16 protein-coding genes are annotated in these 18,558 nt (G+C 70.4%); 5 read left to right on the top strand and 11 right to left on the bottom strand.

What is annotated here, in order from left to right:
• Positions 1–104 precede the first annotated feature (104 nt).
• The 4 genes from AB0A63_RS37755 to AB0A63_RS37770 form a co-directional block, all read right to left on the bottom strand.
• Positions 105–1,712, bottom strand: coding sequence for an ABC transporter substrate-binding protein (locus AB0A63_RS37755; RefSeq protein ID WP_360400589.1), 1,608 nt, complete (start codon positions 1,710–1,712; stop codon positions 105–107).
• Positions 1,709–3,619 carry a hypothetical protein gene (locus AB0A63_RS37760; protein ID WP_360400592.1) on the bottom strand — a complete coding sequence of 637 codons (1,911 nt, stop codon included), beginning with the start codon at positions 3,617–3,619 and terminating at the stop codon, positions 1,709–1,711. Before AB0A63_RS37760 ends, AB0A63_RS37755 begins: the two co-directional genes overlap by 4 nt.
• Before the next feature lie 227 nt (positions 3,620–3,846).
• Positions 3,847–4,635 carry a chitosanase gene (locus AB0A63_RS37765; RefSeq protein WP_360400595.1) on the bottom strand — a complete coding sequence of 263 codons (789 nt, stop codon included), beginning with the start codon at positions 4,633–4,635 and terminating at the stop codon, positions 3,847–3,849.
• A gap of 181 nt (positions 4,636–4,816) precedes the next feature.
• Entirely contained in the window at positions 4,817–6,547 is a 1,731-nt protein-coding gene (locus AB0A63_RS37770) for a S8 family serine peptidase (RefSeq protein WP_360400598.1), read from the bottom strand.
• Between the two features lie 223 nt (positions 6,548–6,770).
• Here AB0A63_RS37770 and AB0A63_RS37775 point away from each other — a divergent pair, with 223 nt between their 5' ends.
• A complete protein-coding gene (locus AB0A63_RS37775; protein WP_360400601.1) occupies positions 6,771–7,859 on the top strand; it encodes a substrate-binding domain-containing protein in 1,089 nt (362 codons plus the stop codon).
• Positions 7,860–7,889: 30 nt separating this feature from the next.
• On the opposite strand, the gene AB0A63_RS37780 is transcribed toward AB0A63_RS37775, so the two are convergent.
• Both AB0A63_RS37780 and AB0A63_RS37785 read right to left on the bottom strand, forming a co-directional pair.
• Positions 7,890–8,582, bottom strand: a complete 693-nt coding sequence (locus tag AB0A63_RS37780) for a hypothetical protein (protein ID WP_360400604.1) — start codon at positions 8,580–8,582, stop codon at positions 7,890–7,892.
• Between the two features lie 76 nt (positions 8,583–8,658).
• Positions 8,659–8,898 carry a hypothetical protein gene (locus tag AB0A63_RS37785; protein WP_360400607.1) on the bottom strand — a complete coding sequence of 80 codons (240 nt, stop codon included), beginning with the start codon at positions 8,896–8,898 and terminating at the stop codon, positions 8,659–8,661.
• A 232-nt stretch (positions 8,899–9,130) separates the two neighbouring features.
• Here AB0A63_RS37785 and AB0A63_RS37790 point away from each other — a divergent pair, with 232 nt between their 5' ends.
• A complete protein-coding gene (locus tag AB0A63_RS37790; RefSeq protein ID WP_030468404.1) occupies positions 9,131–9,337 on the top strand; it encodes a cold-shock protein in 207 nt (68 codons plus the stop codon).
• An 88-nt stretch (positions 9,338–9,425) separates the two neighbouring features.
• Here AB0A63_RS37790 and AB0A63_RS37795 read toward each other — a convergent pair whose 3' ends face one another.
• A complete protein-coding gene (locus AB0A63_RS37795; protein ID WP_360400610.1) occupies positions 9,426–9,866 on the bottom strand; it encodes an ester cyclase in 441 nt (146 codons plus the stop codon).
• A gap of 67 nt (positions 9,867–9,933) precedes the next feature.
• On the opposite strand from AB0A63_RS37795, the gene AB0A63_RS37800 reads away from it, so the two are divergent.
• Complete coding sequence (locus tag AB0A63_RS37800) at positions 9,934–10,563, top strand: TetR/AcrR family transcriptional regulator C-terminal domain-containing protein (protein ID WP_360400613.1); 630 nt, start codon at positions 9,934–9,936, stop codon at positions 10,561–10,563.
• Here AB0A63_RS37800 and AB0A63_RS37805 read toward each other — a convergent pair.
• Positions 10,560–12,242 (bottom strand): acyl-CoA dehydrogenase, encoded by a 1,683-nt coding sequence (locus AB0A63_RS37805; RefSeq protein ID WP_360400616.1) that lies wholly within the window; start codon positions 12,240–12,242, stop codon positions 10,560–10,562. The genes AB0A63_RS37800 and AB0A63_RS37805 overlap by 4 nt on opposite strands.
• Before the next feature lie 137 nt (positions 12,243–12,379).
• Between AB0A63_RS37805 and AB0A63_RS37810 the strand changes: the two genes are divergently transcribed.
• Both AB0A63_RS37810 and AB0A63_RS37815 read left to right on the top strand, forming a co-directional pair.
• The gene (locus AB0A63_RS37810; RefSeq protein ID WP_360400619.1) at positions 12,380–13,453 is read left to right on the top strand and encodes an exo-alpha-sialidase; all 1,074 of its coding nucleotides are present in this window, start codon (positions 12,380–12,382) and stop codon (positions 13,451–13,453) included.
• Between the two features lie 502 nt (positions 13,454–13,955).
• Positions 13,956–14,240 carry a ubiquitin-like small modifier protein 1 gene (locus AB0A63_RS37815; protein ID WP_360400622.1) on the top strand — a complete coding sequence of 95 codons (285 nt, stop codon included), beginning with the start codon at positions 13,956–13,958 and terminating at the stop codon, positions 14,238–14,240.
• 118 nt (positions 14,241–14,358) lie between these two features.
• Here the strand turns inward: AB0A63_RS37815 and AB0A63_RS37820 are convergent, their stop codons facing one another.
• Genes AB0A63_RS37820 through AB0A63_RS37830 form a run of 3 tightly spaced genes read right to left on the bottom strand, consistent with a single transcriptional unit; the run spans position 14,359 to position 18,555 of the window.
• On the bottom strand, positions 14,359–14,718 hold the full coding sequence (locus tag AB0A63_RS37820; RefSeq protein ID WP_360400625.1) for a hypothetical protein: 360 nt from the start codon (positions 14,716–14,718) through the stop codon (positions 14,359–14,361).
• Between the two features lie 23 nt (positions 14,719–14,741).
• The gene (locus AB0A63_RS37825; protein WP_360400628.1) at positions 14,742–15,587 is read right to left on the bottom strand and encodes an SWIM zinc finger family protein; all 846 of its coding nucleotides are present in this window, start codon (positions 15,585–15,587) and stop codon (positions 14,742–14,744) included.
• On the bottom strand, positions 15,580–18,555 hold the full coding sequence (locus AB0A63_RS37830; protein ID WP_360400631.1) for a DEAD/DEAH box helicase: 2,976 nt from the start codon (positions 18,553–18,555) through the stop codon (positions 15,580–15,582). The genes AB0A63_RS37825 and AB0A63_RS37830 overlap by 8 nt, the downstream gene beginning before the upstream one ends.
• Between the last annotated feature and the right edge of the window lie 3 nt (positions 18,556–18,558).

An 18,558-nucleotide genomic window follows, 5' to 3' on the forward strand; every position in this document is an offset into this window, starting at 1 on the left:
CCCCGCGGCCGCGGGGGCCGCGGGCGCCCCCCCCCCCCCGCCCCGTGGGGGCGCCCCCTCAACCCCCCCCCCCGCGGCCGGGGGTGGTACTTGCAGACGCCCGCTCAGCAGGACGGGGCGGGGGTGCCGGGGTGCAGCGTCACGCTGCGGACCCGGCCCACCGCCCCGTTCTGCTTCTGCGGCAACGGGCACACCCGCACGACCGGCGGCTCGGCGCCGACCCGGTTGCCGTCGTTGTCGAACATGATCGGCCCGCCCGCTCCCAGCACCGCGGTCTCCGGTGAGGAGACGAAGCTGATCTGGGTGTTCACCTGGCTGCGCTGCACCGGTTTGGTCACCGGCAGCTTGTTGACGGCCTCCTCGACCACGGACACGGCGTCGTAGCCGTTGACCGCCCAGCCCGCGTCGGTGTGCGCCACGTCGAACCCGATCCGGGTGAACTGGCGCTCGAAGTCGGCGAACCCGGTGTTGCCGGGGACCTGCTTGTCCGCCCCACCGACCAGGGTGGCCACCAGGCGCAGCTTGCCGGAGGTGAAGGAGGGCGAGGACAACGCCTGCACGCGCAGGTCCTCCAGCCGCGGGTCGAGCTCGGCCGCCCGCACCCGCTGCCCGTCCGACGTGCTCACCACCGTGATCGAGCTCGCAGAGCAGTGGCCCTGCGAGAACTCCTGGTCGAGGCTGTGCAGGAACATCGCCAGGTCGCGGCCGCGGGCGATGTAGCCGACCGTCACGTCCTTGGTCACGTTGCAGACCCGCCTGGCGGTCTGCGACACCGTGCTCGCCTCGTCCGGGTCGAACTTGACCTCGGTGATGTTGCCGCCGAACTGCTTGTGCATCAACGGCAACGCGGTGCAGGTGTAGGGGTCGGTGCCGCCGGTCGGCACCATGATGAAGTCGAGCCGGGTGCCCGGCAGCGCCGCGCCGAGCGAGCGGATCTGCTCGGAGCCGCGGAAGGCCACCCGGTAGTAGTGGTCGCGGCCCACGCCGTTCTGGTAGGTCGTGTCGGGCTCGCAGCCGCTGTAGTCCGTCTCCTGCGCCGTGGAACCGCTCTGGTCGAACCCCTCCGCCGTGACCAGGTCCGAGACCATCGGGATCTTCTCCGCCGCCAGCAGGTCGGCGATCTCCGCCGAGTGCTGGTGGCTCAGCCCGATCCCGGCCACGGCGACGACCTCGGGGTGGTCGGCGAGTCGGCGCGCGACCTGCACGGCCTCCTGCTCCGGCCCGTACGCGCCGATGTTGCCGACCAGCAGCCGCACCGGGTGCAGGCAGCCGGTGCCGTTCGCGCGGGCCTGCCCGGCCGCCATGCCCTCCAGCTCGTGCACGGCTCGCGCACCGGCGTACTGGTCGGTCATCGTGAGCAGCACGCCGACCGTCACCGGGGTGCCGCTGGGGTCGCAGACCTCGGCCGCCGCGGCGTTCTGCTTCTCGATCACCTTCAGCACGTTCGTGAACGCGTCGAGCTCGAAGGCGTAGGGCCCCTGGCTCAGCCCGACGCACTCGCCGCCGGCCGACCACACGTCCGCGCTGGGCAGCCAGCCGTCCTTGCAGGACAACCGCTTCCACAGCCACGGACCGCCGGTGACGCCCCCGGCCACGAGCGCGACGACCGCGAGCACGGCGACCGGGCGCAGCCAGTCGGTCCACTTCGCGGGGTGCCGCAGCGCTCGCGGTCTGGGCCAGATCCCGAGGTAGAAGCGTTCGGTGAACGTCACCGGTGGTTCCTCCCGAACCGTTCGTAGCGCTGTGCGCGCCTGAGCAGCAGCGCCGGGTCCTGCGCGCGGTTGGAGAGCTGCCGCAGGGCTTGTTCCACGTGCACGGCGTAGTCCTGCAGCACGTCGGGGTCCGTGACGCACGGGTCGTGGTCGAACGCGGGCACGACGCCGAGCAGCCGGTGGACGTGGGCCAGGTCGCTGCCGCGCGCGGCACCGCCGATCGAGTCCGGCGCGGTCTCGCGCGGGTTCACCTCACCGGTGACCAGGTCGAAGAGGTCGAGCCAGGCCTTGGTCGCCATGTCCGCCAACGACTCCAGCAGCTCCGCCGCCACCGCCGCGCGGTCGCCCAGCAGCAGCGTGTGCCGCAGCCGGGGACCCTCGTCACCGGCGTGGTCGCGCAGCTTGCCGACCACCGCGTCCCACGACGCCTCGTCGGTGCCGGGCCGCGCGGCCAGCAGCCGCAGGCCGAGGTAGCGGACGAGCGGTGGCAGCCGCTGCTCACCGGACTCACCCGGTGTCCACAGCGTCGGCGACGAGTACAGCGGCGAGCCCAGCCCGACCGGGTCGGGCAGCAGCGGGGCGAGCGTCTGCGCCTCCAGCTTGGTGAGCGCCGCCGACAACGTGACGAGGGCCTGCACGTGGTGCTTGTTCGCCCTGCCCCCGGCGGAGAACTCGCGCACGAACGGTTCGAGCAGGCCCGTCTCCGCGCCGCGCAGCAGCCTGGCGGGCTCACGGGTGCGGCTCGGTTCGTCGTGGAGCTTGCGCAGCAGCGTGTCGACGGACTTCGGGTGACCGCGGCTCAACCGGTGCACGACCTTGCCCACGGTGCTCGCGGCGAGGTCGTTGGGCCACAGGTGGCTCTTGGCGAGCTGCACGACGTCCTTGCTCGTCAGGTCCTCCGACCGGACCCGCAGCCACACGCGTGCTGAGCGGGCGAGGTCGGCGTCCACATCGGACTCGGCGAGCACCGGTGCCTCCGGCAGCTCGTCCTCGGCCAGTTCCTCGGCCAGCAGCCCGCCGCTCGTGGTCACGACGAGCAGCGGGTCGGGCAGCGCGGGATGGCCGCCGCGGGCGGTGTCCGCGATCGCCCTGCGCACCCGCAGCAGCGCGCGGACGAACGTCGTGGCCACCGCGATGTCGCCGTCGTCGAGCAGCATCAGCACGTTGTGCCGCCGGGTGCTGACCGGCGCGAGGCTGTGCCGCAGATCGGCCAGCAGCGCGGCGACGAGCAGGTCGTCGACGTCGCGGCGCACGTCGGGGTCCCTGCTGCGGGCCTGGGCGCTCAGCCGCAACCGGGCGTGGTCGGCGTTGAGGGAGAGCCGCTGGTCCTGGTGCCCGAACCACTCCAGCGCCGCCCTGCTCCAGCGGAAGCCGGACGCCCGGCGCGAGGTCTCCAGCATGCCGCCGAGGTAGTCGGCGATCCGGTTCACCACCGGCGCCGGGTCCACCGGCAGCTGGATCAGCGAGCCGGCCGTGGCGGCGAGGTCGCGCACCAGGTCGCGCAGGTTGCGGTCGCGGTAGTTGTTCGTCTGCCGGTTGAGCTCTTCGAGCGCGGCCTCCTGGTCGAGGGTGTCGGTGTCGACGCGCATGGCGATCTGCGCGAGCAGGACGCGTTCGAACGACAGGGGGAAGCCGGGGACCTCGGTGCTCAGCCCCAGCAGCACGGCCGCGAGCACCGGCCGCACCGCGCTGTCCCACGCGGTGTCCTCGTCGTCGGCGCTCAGCTCACGCGGCCGCACGAGCACCGTGGGCGTCCGGTCCTGCCACTCCAGCACCGTCTGGTGCAGCAGCGCGGACTTGCCGGAGCCTCCGCAGCCCTCGACGACGAGCACCGGTGTCACACCTGCCCCCACGGCCCCGACCAGGCCTTGGACGAGTCCGCGCAGCCGGGTGCGCCCTTCGAACACCGTGGCCTCCTCCGAGGTGCGGGGATCGAAGAACTCTATGCAGCCGTGGAGTTCCTACGGGGGCGAACGACGCAATCTGCCTGCGGTTTCGCCGTGTTGGCCGAATGGATCACCCGTTCGGCCGCGCGGCGGAACGCGCTGCGTCGAAGCGCGGCAGGGGACCACCCCCGGTCGCACGGTGAAGGGCGTCCCGATCGGGACGCCCTTCACCGTGCGCGGTCACGCGATCACTTGATCTCGAAGCTGTCGCCGTAGACCTTCCACTTGAGCGGCGTCTTCAGGTCGAAGTTGCCTGCCTTGAGCCACACGCGCTGTGCGGTCTCGATGCGGGAGACGTCCTCGTGCGCGGCCTCCTGCTTCATCGCCCACACGCGAGCGTCCATGAACGCGTTGAGCCAGGTGGTCTCGTTGCCGCCCTGCGACGGCGGCTTCGCCTTGCCCAGCGCGCGCTTGCGGATGTTGCTGAAGCTGGTCTTGTCGCCACCGTCGCCGTGGACGACGATCGCGTCGTAGTAAGCGAACTGGCCGAGCGCGCGCACTCCGTCGGCCTTGCCCTGTGCCACGGCCGGGTTGAAGTACACGCGGTCGCGTTCGGACTCCTGGGCCGCCTTGAAGGTCGAGTCCTTCGCCGCGGTCTTCCAGTCCCTGGTGAAGTTCGGGTCCAGGCCCGAGTGCGAGTCCGTGCCGTTCACCCTGCGCAGTGCGGGGAGGTACTTCTCCAGCACGTTGCCGGGCTTGCGGGACTTGTAGAGCTCGACCAGGTCGAGCATGTCCCCCGTGCCACTGCAGAAGCCGATGATCCCGGCGGTGTAGCCGCGACCGTCGTCGATGTCCTCGATGTAGCCGAACTGGGCCCTCCAGTCCGTGGAGGAGTTCTCCGCGCTGGACACGATCTGCATCGCGATGTCCTTGAGGCGCGGCTCGTCGAGGTTGGCTGCGGAAGCCGTTGTTGCGGTGGTGGTGATGAGCGCGGCGCACGCCAGAAGCGCGGCCGCGATGCGACCAGAGAGTTTCACGGTTTTCCTCCGGGGCAGGGATGTGTGGGGTCCCGGGCGGCGTGAGGGCAACGGTAAGCGGTCCACACCACTATTGGCAAGAGTCTTTACTAATTCGCGAAACGGACAATCCCCGCAACAGGCCCCGGAAACGGCAAAGGCTCCCGGCCGAAGCCGGGAGCCCCTGTGGTGCAACGGAAAATCAGATGAACTGACCGCCGCGGGTCACCGCGCCGTAGGCGTCCACGATGCCGTGACCGTAGAAGCCGTTGAACTTCGCGTCACCCTCGCAGGTGGCGTCGAACTCGGCGGAACGGCCGACGTTGACGTACGACACCGTGCGCGGGTTCGGGCACGCACGCTGGATCGCCGTCTTGTACAGCACCTTCTCGACCTTGTCGGGGTCGAGGGTGAGGCCGCCGTTCTTCTTGTCCTTCTTGCCGTACTGGCTCACGACCAGCGCGGCGACACCAGCGGCGTGCGGGGCGGCCATCGAGGTGCCCTGCAGGTACTGGTAGTAGCCGACCCTGTCACCGTCGACGGCCTTCTTGACGCCGGCGTCGAGGCCCTTCTGCGTGATGTTCCCGGCCTCGTCGATGTTGCCCTCGGCGAGGGCGACGTTGCGCGGGTAGGTCGACAGGATCATGTTCTCGTTGGTGCGGTACCACGGCGTGCCGAGGCCGTCGCGGAAGTAGCCGCCGGGAGCCGAGAGCGCGGTCTGCTCCACACCGTAGTTGGAGTAGTCCGCCTTGGCGGTCGACGGGCCGAGCGACGAGACCGAGATGACGTGGTTGCCCTCGGTCGGCAGGTTGAGGCAGGTGGCGTTGTCGATCGGGCGGGGACGGGCGTGACCCGGCGGGTAGTTCGGGCTCGCCGTGTCGGTGCGCGGCTTGCCGAGGTCCTCGTGGTTGTTGCCGCCCGCGCCGATCAGCGTGACGCCCTTGCGGTGCGCGTAGTTCAGGGCGCGCTGCACGGTCGCGATGATCGTGCGCTGCTCCAGCTGCTCCTCCGCCGTGGCGGTGGAGTCGTTGGCGCAGTTCATGTACCACGGGTCGACGTAGAACGACATGTTGATCACGTCGAGGCCGATGTCGGCGCCGTAGGTCAGCGCGTCGACGACCGGCTGCAGGAAGAACGACCCCGCGTCCTGCCCACCGCGGATGTTGACCAGCGACACGCCCGGCGCGACACCGGAGATGCCGAAGCCGTTGGCAGCGGCGCCGATGGTGCCGGCGACGTGCGTGCCGTGGCCGCCGTCGTCCCAGTTGGCCGGGTCGACGCAGCCGCGGAACTCGCACGGGCCGTCGAACTCGCCACCGTCGGCGTCGTTCGGGATGTCGACGGTGAAGTTGCGCGACAGCTCGTTGTTGAAGTTCGGCGCGATGTCCGGGTGCGAACCGTCCACACCGGTGTCGAGGATGCCGACGTACACCCGCTTGTCACCGGCCTGCTTGGCGCGGGCGATGTTCGAGCGGACGAGGTTCAGGCCCCACAGGTCGCCGTCGAGCGGGTCCATGCCCGCGGTCGACTTCGGCGCGGCGGGAGCCTTGTTCGCCGCGGTGGTGGTGTTCTCCTTCTCCACGTTGTCGCGCTTGGCCTTCTCGGCCTTCTTCTGCGCCGGCGCGTGGCCGATCGGCTTCGCGCGAGCGGCGCCGGCGACGTCCTTCGACGCCGAGACCTTCTCCACGAAGCCGTTCGCGGGTGCCTTCACGGTCAGCAGGCCGATCGCCTGGTTGTCCCGCACGACCTCGCCACCCGCCGCGTGCACGGCGTCGATCGCGAAGTCGCGGTTGCCCGGGTCCTGCAGGAGCACCGTGTACTCCGTGTCCTGCTGCTGCCCGGCCGCGGCCGGCGCTGCCCCCGCCGCCGATGTGCCCGCGGCGATCAGCGACACCGTTGCCGCCACCGCCATCACGGTTCTGCGCGTTCTCACCTAGCTGTCTCCTCACACCCGGTCAGGGCTGGATCCAACACAGAAGGTACGGCCCCCGATTGCCGCCCAAGTCCAGCACACTAGGTGCGAAATAGGGCGAACATCAGCGCCTTTCGTACGGAATCGAACTGTAGTCGATCGGCCGCAGAGCGTGATGGCCGAGAAGAAATCTTGACTTAACATCTCGCAAGCGATGAACTCCGCGTTTATGCGAAGACGGGTAATGGCGGCGTCGGCATGCGCGCTCCTCCTTCTCTCCGGTTGCGGCGATGCTGACCAGGGCGGTCTGTCCCTGCCCACGCGCGGCCCCAAACCCGTTGTCGGTGTAATCCTTCCGGACCGAACGTCCTCGACGCGGTGGGAAGAACAAGATCGCCCATTGTTGACGCAGGCGTTCAACTACGCCGACATCGAGCCGTTCATCGAGAACGCGGACGGCAACGAGGCGAAGTTCGCCCAGATCGCCGACGAGATGATCCGGCGCAAGGTGAAGGTACTGGTCATCACGCCGTTGTCGTCGGCCGGTGGCCTCGCCGTGCAGAAGAAGGCGAAAGACGCCGGCATCACGGTCATCGACTACGACCGCGTGACGCTCGGCGGCCTGGCCGAGTACCACGTCGGTTTCGACAGCCGCAACGTCGGCCAGCTCCAGGCGGAGGGGCTGCTCGGCTGCCTCGGTGACCGGCCGGGTGCGCAGATCATCGAGGTCGAGGGCGCGCCCACCGACCACAACGCGACGCTGTTCGCGCAGGGCCACAAGGACCGGCTGGAGGCCAAGTACGCCAGCGGGGCGCTGAAGCTCGTGAAGTCGGCGCCGGTGGACAACTGGGACGCGGTCCTCGGCGGACAGGTGTTCGAGCGGATCCTCACCGAGAACGGCGGCAAGGTCGACGGCGTGGTCGCCGCGAACGACGGCCTCGGCGGCGCGGTCATCGAGGTGCTCAGGAAGAAGGGCCTCGCGGGCAAGGTCCCGGTCACCGGGCAGGACGCCACACTGGACGGTCTGCGGGCCGTGCTGCGCGGCGACCAGTGCGTGACCGTCTACAAGCCGGTGCGCGACGAGGCGGAGGCGGCCGCCCGGCTGGCCATCGCGGTCGCCCGCGGCGACCTGGCCGGTGCCGACGACCTCGCGACGGGCAACCTGCGCGACCCCGTCTCCCGGCGGGACGTGAAGGCCGTGCTGCTGGGCGCCACGCTGATCAAGCGCGACACGGTGCGCACCATGGTGACCCAGGGCGTGATCAAGGCGCAGGAGTTGTGCGCGAGCGAGCTGCAACCGGTGTGCGTGCAGCAGGACATCGTCGGCGGCTGACCCCGGTCGCCCGCCACGACCTCCCCGGCACTAGTCGGGGAGGTCGTGGCGGCCGGAGATGAACTCCTGCACGGCGATCTTCGCCCGGATGATCGGCTGCCGGATCCGCGCCTCGCGCCGGTACGCGCGGGCCAGCTTCCGCGAGCCCTCCCGGTAGCGCCAGCGCGCCCACGGCGACCCCGGCCGCGCGAGCCGGACCGCGCCCACCGCGGGCACGACCGGCACCAGCAGGCCCAGCAGCCCGGTCCAGATCTTGCCCTTGAGCAGTGCCGCGATGGCGAAGCACAGGTTGACGCCGATCGCGATGAGCCGCAACGTGAACGTGCTCGCCGGCGTCGTCTCCGGGTTGAGCTGAAGCACCTCGTCGTAGCCCAGCGGCCGCGCGCCCAGCAGGAACAGCCCGGTCAGCCCCACGGCGAGGAACACCGCGTCCACCGACAGCCGGCCCGCCTTCGTCCAGTACACGTCCCGCAGGTGCAGGATCAGCGCGAACTCGTCCAGCACCAGCGCGGCCCCGACGCCGAGCCCGGCCGCGGCCGCGAGCCGCGCGCCGTGCAGGTCGTCCGGGATCACCAGGCTGGTCACGCTGGACAGGAGCAGCAGCACCGTGCCGAACACGACGTGGTGCACGTGCGTGTCCCCGTGCACGACGTTGCGCGGCCACCAGCGCACCTTCGCCCTGATCATGCGCACGCTGATGCGGATGAACACGAACGTGGTCACCAGTCCGACGAAGAAGAAGAGCAGTCGTTCACTGCCGGTCAAAGCCACGGCCCCCCGGGTCCAACGACCCTCCAGGTTACCGCCTCCGGTGCGGCCCGGAGCCGATGTTGATGCCACCGTCGACGTTTCCGGTGACCTGGACCACGTTGCCGGTGACGGTCCCGGTGACGAGGTTCGTCACGCCGCCGGAGGGCCGCGGGGCGAGCTCGGCGGACAGGCTGGTCAACCGGGCGAGCAGGAGGGCGTGCAGTCCGGCGCGCACGCGCGGGGCCACCGCCACCGTGATCGACAACGCCGCCACCTGGGGCACGGCCACCTCCGCGTCCTCGTTCCGGATCTCACGGTAGCAGCGCGAACGATGGCTCGACTGGGAGCGGGAGGTCGTGGTTCACTGTCCATGGTCGTACGTTGTGTGTTCGTGCTTGAGCGTGATCATGCGACGAGGTTGAGAGCGTGTGGATTCTCCAGGTTCCGGAGATGACGCAGTTCCAAGCTTGACCCGGTGGTCGCGAGCGCGATCCGGCACCTGTTAGAGGAGAAGTAGCAAGATGGCAGTACAGGGCACCGTCAAGTGGTTCAACGCGGAGAAGGGCTTCGGCTTCATCTCCCCTGACAACGGTGGCGCCGACGTGTTCGTCCACTACTCCGAGATCCAGATGAACGGCTACAAGGCTCTCGAGGAGAACCAGCGGGTCGAGTTCGAGATCGGTCAGGGCCAGAAGGGCCCGCAGGCCCAGGGCGTTCGCGCCGTCTGAGTCTGACTGGTCAGCACATCTGATCTGTCGCGAAGCCGCTGTCCGTTTTCGGACAGCGGCTTCGCTGCGTCTTGTGCCCGTGCGGGCGCTAATACTCTTGCGGGGCCTCGATCAGGCCGAGCTGGTGCAGCACCGTCGCGGAGTCGCCGTAGACGCGTTGGCAGACCAGCACGTCCTTGTCGAACAGGAAGAACCCGGACATCCGGACCTTGAACGACTTGCCGGTCACCGGTTCGCCGGTCAGGCTGCCCAGGTGCGTGCCCTGCAGCTCGAACTCGACGATCACGGCGTCGTCGGCGTGGTAGACCTCGACGACCTTGCTCTTCTGGTCGGGGAACGCCGCGCGCGTGCGTGTCCAGTAGTCCCGCACCGCCTCGGTGCCGTCGAGGACCTGACCGGTGGCCATGATCTCGAACCGGGGGTGGCTGAAGGGGGCCAGGCCCGCGTCGAAGTCGTACTCGTTCTGCGACTCGATGAGCTCCAGGACGATCGCCTCGCGCAGCGCTCTGAGCGCCTTGGACTCGGTCATGCCGCCCGACCTCCTACGTACGCCGTACGTCGGACGGAAGCTACTCCACGTCGTATGGTCTTCGCCAGTGTCCTCGCCCCGTGAACCGCTGACCCGCGCCCGCATCGTGGATGTGGCGGTGCGGCTGATCGAACGCGAGGGCGTGGAGGCCGTCTCGATGCGGCGGCTCGCGGCGGAGCTGGGCGCGGGCACGATGTCGCTGTACAACCACGTGCCGAACAAGGCGGTGCTGGTCGACCTCGCCGCCGAGCGGATCATGGCGCAGGCCAAGCCCTATCACGTCGACAGCGACGACTGGCGCGACCACGTCCGTGCGCACGCGCGTGCGGTGCGGGAGCTCGCGCGGCAGCATCCGCGGGCGTTCGTGCTGCTCGCGACCCGGCGGCTGAGCGGGGAGGCGGGGTTCCGGACCATCGAGGCCGCGCTGGTGAACATCGAGAAGGCGGGCTTCCGCGGCAAGGTCGCCGTCGGGATGATGCGGGCGATGGTGTCGTACCTGCTCGGAACCCTGATGAGGGAGGTCGCGACGTCGCCGGAGCTCGGCGGGATCGCGCTCTCACCGTTCGAGGGCGTGGACGCGGCGGCGTTCCCGTTGTCGGCGGAGGTCATCGACGAGCTGGGGACCTACGACCACGACCAGGAGTTCGAGTTCGGGCTCGAACTCCTGATCACGGCGTTGGAGCGCTACCAGGGCTAGGGGCGCATCTCGTAGCGGCCGGAGAGCGCGACCACCTGCTGCCACACGGCGTCGAAGCGGGCCTGGTCGACGTGCGGCTTGCGGATCTGCCGCACCGCCCACTGCTGCTGGGCCTCGGTGCTGCTCGGCTTGCCGTGCAACGCGGTCGCGTACCCGGCGAAGTCGCGGACCAGCACGTCGAAGATCTGGTCGACGACGGCGTCGCCGGTGCCGGTGGTCTTGGCCTGCTCCAGCACCAGCTGGCCGTAGACGACCAGGGTGAAGAGGTGGCCCAGGTTCAGCAGGAAGTCGAGGTCCTTCTGCTGCTCCGCGTCCGGTGCCGCGGTGGTGAGCAGGGTCTTGAGCGCGTTCGCCTGCTCGTGGAACAGCGCCACGTTCGGCAGGTGCGCGTGCTCGGTGTAGATCGGCTCCCAGTCGTGGAACTGGACCTTGCCGAGACCGCGCGCGGGGCCCTGGTGCCAGAAGAAGTCGTCGTCGCTCGCGTCGTGGCGGGTCGGGACCTCGGCGTAGTCCTTGGGGTTGAACAGGTAGTTGGGCATGAACTTCAGCACCAGGGCCAGGTTCACGTGCACGGTGCCCTCGAGCTTGGGCAGTGCGCGGATGTCGGCCGTGGCGCGGGTGAAGTACGTGTCCTTCTCGAAACCCTTGGCGGCGATGACGTCCCAGAGCAGGTCGATGACGTTCTCGCCCTCGCTCGTGACCTTCATCTTGGTGATGGGGTTGAAGAGCAGGTAGCGGCGGTCGTCCTCGCCGGCGCTGCGGAAGTAGTCGACGCTGCGATCGGCGAAGAGCTTCATCGCGGCGAGGCGGGCGTAGGCGTCGACGAAGTTCTGCCGCACGTGCGGGAAGTCGGTGACCGGGTTGCCGTAGAGGATCCGGTTGTGGGCGTGGGTGATCGCCTCGTAGAAGGAGTGCTCGCAGATGCCGATGCTGGCCGTGCACAGGTTGAACTTGCCGACGTTGACGGTGTTCAGCGCGGCGGAGAAGGCGTCGGGGCCGCGGTGCAGGACGTCCGCGTCGGTCAGCGGGTAGTCCTCCAGGCGGAACTCGCTGACGAACATCTGGCTGTCGACGACGTTCTTCACCAGCTTGAAGTTCTCGTGCTGGCTGTCCACGGCGAAGAAGAGGTACTCGTCGTCGATCTTGCCGAAGACGCTGACCATGCCGGCGACGTTGCCGTTGCCGATGTAGTACTTGCTGCCGTTGGCGCGGTAACCGTCGGCGGTCTTCGTGACGATCATGTCGGTGCTGTAGACGTCGGCGCCGTGCTCCTTCTCGGAGAGGCCGAACGCGAAGACGGCGCCGGAGTCGAGCAGCGCCGCCGCCTTCTGCTTGGCCTCCTCGTTGCCGCTCATCCAGATCGGACCGAGGCCGAGCACCGTGACCTGCCAGGCGTACCAGTACTGCAGGCCGTAGAAGCCGAGCACCTCGCTGAACGCGGCGTTGCGTGCGGCGTCCCAGCGCTTGGCGGGGTCGACGCTCGCGGGCGTGCAGAAGGTGGCGAAGAGCTTCTCCCGCTTCACGAAGTCGAGGAACTCCGCGTACCAGACCTTGTCCTGGGCGTCGGCGATGAGCTGCCGCTTGCCGCGGGCCTCGAACCAGTCGACCGTGGCCTTGAGCAGGCGGCGGGTCTCGTCGTCGAGGTGCGCGGGGTCGTAGTGGTTCGGGTCGAGCAGCACGGGGGAGCCTCCTTCGTCTCTCCGCCGGACGCTACCAGTGAGTAACTTGCGGGTCTACGTGGCCTTTCCTCCACCACCGGAAATTGTCAGACCCCCGGCGTAACGTGCTCCACATCACATCTTCGAGGAGGCGCGAGATGACGGTGTTGCTGGCGATCGGCACCCGCAAGGGCCTGTGGCTGGCCCGCAGCGAGGACCGCGTGACGTGGCAGGTGGACGGCCCGCACCACCCCATGCAGGAGGTGTACGCGGTCGCGTTCGACACCCGCGGGGGCACCCGCCTGCTCGCCGGGGTGTCGTCCCCGCACTTCGGCCCCGGCGTGTCCACATCGGACGACCTCGGCGCCACCTGGGACGAACCGGAGTCACCCCCGATCGCGTTCCCGGCCGACGCCTCCCTGGAACGCGTCTGGCAGCTCCAGCCCGCCCCCGCCACCCAGCCCGGCGTCGTCTACGCGGGCACCCAGCCCTCCGCGCTGTTCAAGTCCACCGACGGCGGCCGCACGTTCGAGCTCGTCGAGGGCCTCTGGAACCACCCGCACCGCCCCGAGTGGTCGGCGGGCTTCGGCGGCCAGGCCGTCCACACGATCGTCCCCGACCCGGAAGACCCCGACCGCGTGCTCGTGGCCATGTCCACCGGCGGCGTCTACCGCACCGCCGACGGCGGCAAGTCCTGGGAAGCCCGCAACAAGGGCATCAAGGCGTACTTCTTCCCCGATCCGTGGCCCGAGTTCGGCCAGTGCGTCCACAAGGTGGCCCAGCACCCCTCGTCCCCGTCCCGCTTCTACGCCCAGAACCACCACGGCGTCTACCGCAGCGACGACGGCGGCGACACCTGGCAGTCCATCGCCGACGGCCTCCCCACCGACTTCGGCTTCGCCATGGTCGTGCACCCCCACGACCCGGACACCGTCTTCACGTTCCCGATCGAGGCCGACGCCCGCCGCTTCCCACCCGAGGGCAAGTGCCGCGTCTACCGCACCCGCGACGCCGGCTCGTCCTGGCAGGCCCTGGGCGCCGGCCTGCCCGACGCCTTCTGGACCGCCGTGATGCGCGACGCCATGTGCACCGACACCGCCCCCACCCCCGGCGTCTACTTCGGCTCCCGCTCCGGCGAGGTCTACGCGAGCCCCGACGAGGGCGAGACCTGGCACCAGGTAGCCGCCCACCTGCCCGACGTGATGTCGATCCGCGCGGCGGTGCTCCCTTGACGCCCGCCGGCCCACCCGCGGCGCTCCCAACCGCGGCGCCTCCACTCGCGGCGCTTCTAACCGCAGCGCCTCTTCCCGCGGCCCTCTGTCCCGCAGCACCTCACCTCGTGGCGTCTCCACCTGCGGCGCTCCGTCCTGCGGCGCTGGTGCCTGCGGCGCCTCCACTCGCGGCCCTCTGTTCCGCGGCGCCTCTACCCGCAGCGCTCCCAACCGCGGTGTCCCCACCCGCGGCACCCCGTCCCGCAGTGCCCCCATCCGCCGCGACTCCCAGGCCCGCTGCAAGACCCGCGCCTGCGGTGCCCAGGCTCGTCGCGACACCCGCGACACCCGCGACACCCGCGACACCCGGTCGCGCCGCGGTCCCGGCGCGCTTGTCGTCCAGGCCCGCCGCGGCGCCTGCCCACACAGCCCTCAGGCCCGCAGCAAGGCCCGAGTCCGTGGCGCCCAAGTCCGCCGTGGTGCCCGCCCACGCGGCGTCCGCGCTCACCCCGGAGGTGCCCGCATGAAGGTCACCGTCCTGATCCCCGGCGTCCTGCGCACCGCCACGGCCGGCGCCTCCCACGTCGACGTCGACGTCCCCGAACCCGCCACCCTCGGCGCCGCCCTGGACGTCCTCGCCGACACCTACCCCGGCCTGGACCGCCGCCTGCGCGACGAACGCTCCACCCTCCGCCGCTACGTCAACTTCTACGTCAACGGCGAGGAGTGCCGCCGCCTCTCCGGCCCGGCCACCCCACTCCCGGCAGGCGCCGAAATCCAGATCCTGCCCTCGGTGGCCGGCGGCTAGCCGCAGGTGTCCAGGGGTCCGCGGCCACGGGGACGGGTCGCGGACCTCCGGACGGCGCGCTCACGGGTACCGCCCCCGAGGCGGGTGTGCCCGTCATCCGCATTCCTGACCTCGCTGGTCAGTGCGACTGGTCCCCGGAACCGCCCGCACGGGCGGCGGACCTCTGGGTCCACATGGCCCAGCCACCGACGACGGCGCAGAGCACGGTCACCGAAGCGAGCACCACGAGCAGCGGTGGCACCCACGGTGTCGGCTGTTCGTCGTGGGTGCGGCCGTCCTCGAAGACGCAGGTGCTCGTGAGCGTCCACGGGTCCTGCAGTTCTTCCTTGAGCACTGCCCTCTCGTAGACCAGGCCTCGCGCGCACATCTCGTCGTGCTCGCTGATGACGAACAGGATGTTGCCCCAGGCGAAAACGGCCCCCATGAGCACCAGCAACAGCGGGACCGGCACGACGAGCCAGGTCAGCTTCTCCCTCATCTGGCCAGCATCCCGCAAATCGCTCACGTGCCGGTCACATCGGGAGGCGGTTCGGCGAGCCGCAGGTATGCCGGCCGCAGCAGGTCCACGAGGTTGTCGCGCCGAACGGAGATCGGAACCGCGTCGAGCTGGTCGAGGACCGCGTCCGGGCGCACCGCGGCCGTCGGGTCGCCGAGGGGGATGGCGGTCGTGGTCTGGCGGTGCCAGAACGTGTCGAGGCACTGGGTGAGCGGCGGGGCCTCCTCGCGGGTCACCGTCGTGCGGGTGGCGCCGCGGAGGGTGCGGAGGCGGTCGAGGAGGTCCTCACGGCCGCGGCCGCGCCAGGCGAGGATTTCGAACGGGTCGTTGTCGAAGGACTCGGCCAGCAGGTAGCAGGTGGCGGCCAGGTGTTTGCAGGGCACCTCCCAGTCGGGGCAGGTGCAGTCCATCGTCAGCTCGCGCATCGTCGCCGGGAACAGCTGCAGGCCGAGGCCGGCGAAGAGGGTCTCGATGTCGCGGGGCATCTCGCCGGCCAGCAGCTTCGCGGTGTAGAGGGCTTGGCCGGCGAGGGCGTGTTCGATGCGCTGCCACTCGGGTGTGGTGAACGACTTGATCGCGATGCGGGCCCGGTACGGGGTGGGGCGGGAGCCCTGGACCAGGGCGATCACCATGCTCGTGGACAGCGACAGGCTCAGCACCTGGCCCTGGCGCGCGTAGGTGCGGCCGCGGGTCAGGCGGCCGCCCATGCCGAACGACTCCAGGACCTCCAGGAAGCGGCGCGACCACCAGGTAGTGGCGATGTCGCCGCGCTGGCTCTTCGCCCTGATGCCGTTGTCGGCCTTGATGGTCCTGCCGTAGCGGGGGTGTTCACCGGACCAGTGGTCACTCACCGACGGCCTCCCCGGAGAGCGTGAGCAGGTCGCGCAGCTGGGAGGTGGACAGCTCGGTGAGCCAGTTCTCGCCCGCGCCCACGACCAGCTGGGCCAGTGCGCGTTTCTCCTCGATCATGGTGTCGATGCGTTCTTCGAGCGTGCCGATGCAGACGAACTTGCGCACCTGGACGTTGCGGTTCTGGCCGATGCGGAACGCGCGGTCCGTCGCCTGGTCCTCGACCGCGGGGTTCCACCAGCGGTCCAGGTGGATGACGTGGTTGGCGGCGGTCAGGTTGAGGCCGGTGCCACCTGCCTTGAGGGACAACAGGAACAGCGACGGACCGGTGCGGTCCTGGAAGCGTTCGACCATGCGGTCGCGGGCCGCCTTGCTGGTTCCACCGTGCAGGAACATCACCTCGGTGTCGAAGCGGGCCGCGAGGTGGGGCACGAGCATGCTGCCGAACTCGGTGAACTGCGTGAAGCACAGCGCCTTGTCGCCCTCGGCGAGGACCTCTTCCAGAACTTCCTCAAGGCGCGCGAGCTTGCCGGAGCGGCCGGAGATGCGGGAGCCGTCGCCCAGGAAGTGGGCCGGGTGGTTGCAGACCTGCTTGAGCTTCGACATCGTCGCCAGCACCAGGCCCTTGCGGCCGATGCCCTCTGCTTCCTCGATCTTCTCCAGCATGTCGTTCACGACGGCCTGGTAGAGCGAGGCCTGCTCGGTGGTGAGGTTGCACAGCTGGCGCACCTCGACCTTGTCCGGCAGGTCGCTGATGATGCGCGGGTCGGTCTTCACGCGGCGCAGCACGAACGGGTTCGTGATCTTGCGCAGGCGGGCGGCGGCGTCCTTGTCGTTGTGGCGTTCCACCGGGACCGCGAAGCGCGCGCGGAAGGTGTTGATCGTGCCGAGCACGCCGGGGTTCGCGAAGTCCATGATCGACCACAGCTCGGCGAGGCGGTTCTCCACCGGGGTGCCGGTCAGGGCGACGCGGTGGCGGGCCTTGAGCCGGCGCACGGCCTGCGACTGGCGGGTGGCGCTGTTCTTGATGTTCTGCGCCTCGTCGAGCACGACCCGGTCCCAGGTCAGGTCGCCCAGTGCGGCACTGTCGCGGCCCGCCAGCGCGTACGTCGTGAGGACCAGGTCGTGGCTCTCGACGGCCTCGCGCAGGGCGTCGCCGTCGAGGCGGCCGGCGCCGTGGTGCACGTGGACGGAGAGCTCCGGCGTGAACCTCGCCGCCTCGCGCTGCCAGTTGCCGACGACCGACATCGGGCAGATCAGCAGGGTCGGCGGGCGCTTGCCGTTCGCGCGGTTCAGGGCCTCCAGCGCCAGCAGCTGCACGGTCTTGCCCAAGCCCATGTCGTCGGCGAGACAGGCGCCCAGGCCGATCTTGTCGAGGAACGCCAGCCACGCCAGACCGCGCTGCTGGTACGGGCGCAGCCGGGCGCCGAAGCCCGCCGGCGGCTCGACCGGCTCGATCTGCTCGTCGGCCCTGCCGGACAACAGGTCGCCGAGCCAGCCGTCCGCCTCGACCGACGTGAGCGGCAGCGGCAGGCTCTCGTCCTCCTCGGTCAGTCCACTGTGGAGCATCACCTCGGCGGCGGTCATCTGGCCACCGCCGCGCTGGAGGAACGCGAGCCCCGCCGCCAGGCGCTTCTGGTCGACCTGCACCCACTGGCCGCGCACCTGCACCAGCGGCACCTTCGCCCTGGCGAGCTCGGCGAGCTCCGCGTCGGTGAGCGAGTCCTCGCCCAGAGCGAGCTCCCACCTGTAGTCCACGATGGACTTCAGGCCGATCTCGCTCTCCTTCGCCACGGTCCCCGCCGTGCCGCGGCTCTTCGTGGTGAGCTTCAACCCGAGCCGCACCCGCTGCTGCCACCACGACGGCAGCAGCACGCCGAACCCGGCCTGCGCCAGCACCGGCGCCGCGGTCAGGAACCGGTACGCGCCTTCGGTTCCGACCTCCAGCTCCGCCGGGTGCGCACCGCGCAGCGCCTCGTCCAGGTCGGGGTGCAGCCGGCTCGCGCGGCCGAGGTCCGCCAGCAGGTGCTCCTGCGGCGCCGGGATCCAGCGCCGCAGCACGGCGTCGTCGGCGAACCACACCTGGTGCGCGGGCACCAGCACGCTCGGCTCGTCGACGGCCTGCAGCAGGAACTCGACCGCCCACTCGTCCTCGCCGCGCTGCTCGGGCGAGCGCAACCGGAAGCACGTGCGCACCGGGCTCTCGCTGCCCGCGCTCTGCCGCCACCGGTCGAGCTGTTCGCGCAGCTCGTAGAGCTCCACCGGGTCCGCGTCGAACTCCGGGTCCCCGGTCAGCGCGGCGAGCCACGCCTCCGCCGTCGTCTGCTGCCCGCGGCGGCGCGGCGCGAGCGAGGTCTTGTCGAGGCGGGCGCGCACCTGCTCGTCCACCACCGTCGTGAGCGCCGCGCGCACCAGCTCCGCCGGGTCGGCGGCGATCTCCTCACAACGGCACGCGGGCGGCATTGCGGCCTGCAACGCGGCGAACCGCGCCGAGTCCGTGCCCGACAGCACCGGCACCCACCGCGCCCGCGGCCGGTCCGGTGCGACCGAGGGCAGCACGCGCCCGCGCGTGACGAGATCCGCCGCGAAGCCCGCCACGTCGAACACGAACCGCGCCGAGTCGCTCAACCGCACGTCCGGACCCGGTTCCGGCCGGTCGCCGAACCGGATCGTGGGCACACCCCACTGCTTCAGCCCGACCTTGCCGCGCTGCGCCCGCCCCGCCGTGAGCGGGTCGCGCACCAGCTCCGGCGACGCCATCGGACCCGACGCGTAGGAGGGCAGCAGCAACGCGCGCCGCGTCGCCCGTTCCTCGTCGATCCCGAGCGCCGCCGCGAGCGACTCCGCCGTGGCCGCGAACGGGTGCGGCGCGTCCCGGCGGCTGCTCTCACTGCGTGCGGGCAGCCCGGAATCCTCGGCCCACAGCGCAAGCGCGCCGTCGGTCGTGCACAGGCCATGCAGTACGAGCACCTG

Origin of the sequence: Lentzea sp. NPDC042327, from assembly GCF_040647275.1 — a bacterium.
In the GTDB taxonomy this organism is placed as follows: Bacteria; Actinomycetota; Actinomycetes; order Mycobacteriales; family Pseudonocardiaceae; genus Lentzea.